The organism is Rhodococcus sp. P3_B8 (genome assembly GCF_056402775.1).
The window spans coordinates 1-3,857 of record NZ_JBFUGT010000458.1 but is presented as its reverse complement, the minus strand read 5'-3'; the positions used below and the strand labels follow the sequence as shown (position 1 = coordinate 3,857).

The window sequence follows — 3,857 nt, the reverse complement described above, 5'->3', positions numbered from 1 at the left end:
CCTTCAGCGAGTCCGGCAGACCCTCGTATGCGGCGACGAGGTTCGTCCACTGGGTGTCGCCGCCCTGCTCCGGGACGATGTGGGCGCGCAGGATCGTGCCGGCAGGCGGGTTGATCAAAGCGGTGACATCCGTGTGCCACTTGTTGTCGTAGCTGTACTTCTTGCGCCCGAAGCGCTTCTCGTACTTGCGGCTGTCGACAGCGAGGATCTGCGGGAAACCCTCGGGGGCTTCGTCGTCGTACGGGTGCGACGGCGTCACGTCACCGAACTTCCGCGAGAACGCGATCTGTTCGGCATGCCCGATCTCCTGGTCGCGGAAGAACAGGACCTTGTAGCGGTGCAGGGCGTCGCGGACCTGCGCTACCTCGTTGTCGGCCAGTTCTTTCCGGAGGTCGATTCCGGAGATCTCGGCGCCGATGTGCCCGGCGACGGGACGGACCTCGAGTGCGGCGTCGGCGGTCCGATCCGAATCGGCGGGCGCGGCGGTGGTGAGTGTCATGAGTACTCCTGGTTTCGGGCTGAATCGATACGTCGCGATCATCATCGAATCCCGAACCACGGTGCTACAACGGTATTTTCACAATGCGAAAAAGGTTCACCCTGAGTTTTTCCCTACCGGAACGCGGGAAATGCAGTTCCGGCCCCCGCGCCGATCCTCGCCGCGACGCCGCGCATCGGCGGCACGATCTCCCGCACCAGTTCGTCGGTGAGTCGCCGGCGCAGTGCCTGGACCCCCAACGCGCCGCGGGGCCGTCCCTCGGGGTCGAGAACGGGAACCGCGACGGCGAGCACGTCCCGATTCTCCGAGGAGAAGGCCGCGGCGTACCCCAGCCGCCGGACCCGTTCGAGGTCGGAGGACGCCGTCACCGAACTGCTTCGCCGTGCGGACGCCGTGCCGAACGCCAGGATCGCCATCCCCATCGCGCTGCTCTGCAGCGGTTGGCGTGCCCCGGGCAGCTGATGCGTGCAGAACCGTTCGGGTGGGCGTGCCGAGAAGACGGTGACCGCGACGTCGTCCCTCGCGACCCCGAGGCTGGTCGTCAGCTTCACATGCGCGGCGAGCGAATACAGATGCGGGGCGAACGATTCGGCGTCGAGCCGCCCCAGCGACGGCACGGCGAGGGAGATCAGGCTCGGCCCCACCCGATAGCAGTCGGTCCGCTCGTCACGCTCGAGTAGTCCGCCGCGGACGAGGGCCTGCACGATGCGATACGCGGTGCTGACGGCCAACCCGGTGCGGGCGGCGAGCGCGCTGACGGTCAGGTCGGTGGCGCCCTCGAAGCAGGCGAGCACCGCGATTGCCCGTTCCACCGCCTGCGAGCCCGAACGCGGTGACGTCACGAGGCCCTCCTTACAGTCTGAACGAACTCAGGCCGAGCGTGCGGTGCCGTACTCGGGAAGCTGCACAGCGAAACGCTCACGCAGGGTCTTCTCCGCGTATTCGTGGCGGAAGAGCCCCCGCTTGCGGAGCAGGGGCACCACTTCGTCGACGAAGGTGTCGAGTCCGGACGGCAACGCGTCGGGCATCAGGTTGAATCCGTCGGCCGCCTCGGCGCGGAACCACGCCTCGATGGTGTCGGCCACCTGTCCCGGTGTGCCGATCACGGCGCGGTGCCCGCCACCGCCGTCCAACTCGCGAAGGAGCTGGGCCACGGTCAGATTCCGCTCACGCGCCAGCCCGACCACTGATTCGCGGAACCCGAGGGAACCCGCGAACGTCGCCGGGTCGGGCGGCCCGTCCAGCAGCGATGCCGGGATCGGCTGGTCGAGGTCGAGTTCCGCGAGCGGGACACCGAGGGTCAGACTCAGCCGGTCCCAGCCGAACTTCGCGGGGACGTGGGCGCGGAGTTGTTCGTGTCGAGCGACGGCCTCCGCTTCGGTCGAGCCGATGACCGTGATCAGCCCGGGCAGGATCTTCACGTCGTCGGGATTGCGGCCGCCCGCCCGCGCCACGTCCTTGACGTGCTTGTAGTGCCTGCGCCCGGCGTCGAGCGTCAGCTCCGCGGAGAAGACGCCGTGCGCGGTGCGTCCGGCGAGGGCACGGCCGGCGGGTGACCCGCCTGCCTGGATGAGGGGCGGCTGCCCCTGCTCCGACGACGGCACCCGCAGCACGCCGTCGACGTCGAAGAATTCGCTGTGATGCGACACCGGGACACCGCTCCGGGCGCTCTCCCACAGCGCGGTCACCACGCCGACGAACGCCTCGGCGCGGCGATAGCGGTAGTCGCGGTCCGGAATCTGGTCGAATCCGAAATTGGCCGCGGCCGTCGGCGAATACGTGGTGACCACGTTCCACGCCACCCGGCCGCCGCTCAGGTAGTCGAGGGAGAGGAAGCGTTCGGCGAGATCGCGCGGGTCGTTGAACGTGGTGGAGGCGGTCCCGATCAGGCCCAGGTTCTCGGTGGCCGTCGCCACGGCCGCCAGGATCACCGCCGGTTCCAGCGCCCGGGTCGGCTTCACCCGGGGGTTCTCCCAGAAGCCGGGACCGTCGGCGAGGAAGAACGCGTCGAGGGTGCCACGCTCGGCGATCTGCGCGATCCTGGTGAAGTGATCGAGGTCGACGAACGAGTGCGCGTGCACGTCGTCGAGCGTCCACGCTCCGGGGGCGATTCCCACGTCGAGCACGTTCACGTTGAGCACCAGTTGGCGTCGGGATCTACTCACGGCAGTGCCTTCCGAATCAGAAGAATCCGGTGTCCGGAAGCGGGGTCTCGTTGACCACGAGGTCGCCGATCACCCGCGCCTTGTACACCGTCGGGTTGTGGGAGAACAGGGTTCGCAGGTTGCGCCAGTGCCTGTCCAGGTGCGCCGACTCCCGGGTGGCCGAGGCGCCGCCGACCTCGAACAGTCGGGTGGCCGCTCGGAGCGCGATGTCCTCGATGGCGACCTTCACCTTGGCGGCCAGCACCGCGGCCGCCTGCTCGAGTCGGGCGTCGACGCCGGAGGTGCGCGCGACGTCCGCGGCCACATCCTGTGCTGCGGCGGCCGCCCGGACCACGGACTCCGCCGCGAAGGCGGCCGCCGAGAGGGTTCCGACGATCTCGAGCAACTGCGGGTCGTGCCGTGGTTCCTCGCCGACTGCGAACACGAAGCTGCGCTTGCGGCCGCGGATCAGCTCGGCGGACTCGGTCGTGACGGTGCGGAGGATGCCCGCCGCGATCGCGTGCAGGTACAACTGGGGAAGCGCCTGCCGCGGCCGGGTCTCCTCGTCGCCACCGCGGAACGGTAGCGTCTCGGACTCCTCGACGGCGACGTTCTCGAACACCGTCGTCCCGCTGCCGGTGTGGCGCTGGCCGATTCCGTCCCAGTCGTCCTTGTGGACGATCCCCGCCCGGTCGGCGGGAACGATGGCGCTGAGCGCCTTGCCGTCCGGGAGGTTGGCGGAGACCCGGATGAAATCGGAGTACAGCGAACCGGTGCTGTAGAACTTGACCCCGTTCAGGCGGTATCCGCCGGGATCCGGTGTCAGAGTGGTTTCGAAGCTGTAGGAGCCGACGGCGCGGGTGCTCAGTTCCGAGGATGCGCCACCGAACAGTGTGCCCGACAGGATCTCCGGCAACCATGCGTCCTTGCGCTCCGTGCGTGGGGCACGCAGCACTTCCTCGACGAACGCGTAGTGGACCCTGACGATGTGTGGCACATCGGGATCGGCCTCGGCGAGGTCGATCACCAGATCGAAGAGATCCTGCAAGGTGTAGCCACCGCCGCCGTGTTCCCGCGGCACCCGCACGGCCCCGAGCCGGTGTTCGCGGATCAACTCGACGGCCCGTTGCGGGCCCTCGGTCCCGCCACGGGTGCGCCGCCGCGCGGCGTCCTCGGCGATCTCGGCGATCACGGCCGCCAGTTCGGCGGAGCCG

4 protein-coding genes are annotated in these 3,857 nt (G+C 69.0%); all 4 read right to left on the bottom strand.

The genetic code is table 11. The annotated features are described in order from the left end of the window. Positions 1-499: TauD/TfdA dioxygenase family protein (locus AC1D1G_RS42830; RefSeq protein ID WP_477956665.1), on the bottom strand; the 499-nt coding region annotated here is incomplete at its 3' end. A gap of 113 nt (positions 500-612) precedes the next feature. Continuing rightward, complete coding sequence (locus AC1D1G_RS42825) at positions 613-1,341, bottom strand: IclR family transcriptional regulator (RefSeq protein WP_280782031.1); 729 nt, start codon at positions 1,339-1,341, stop codon at positions 613-615. Positions 1,342-1,368: 27 nt separating this feature from the next. After that, positions 1,369-2,664, bottom strand: coding sequence for an LLM class flavin-dependent oxidoreductase (locus AC1D1G_RS42820; protein WP_477956664.1), 1,296 nt, complete (start codon positions 2,662-2,664; stop codon positions 1,369-1,371). Between the two features lie 16 nt (positions 2,665-2,680). Further along, positions 2,681-3,857, bottom strand: a 1,177-nt coding sequence (locus AC1D1G_RS42815) for an acyl-CoA dehydrogenase family protein (protein WP_477956663.1), incomplete at its 5' end; no start/stop codon positions are given.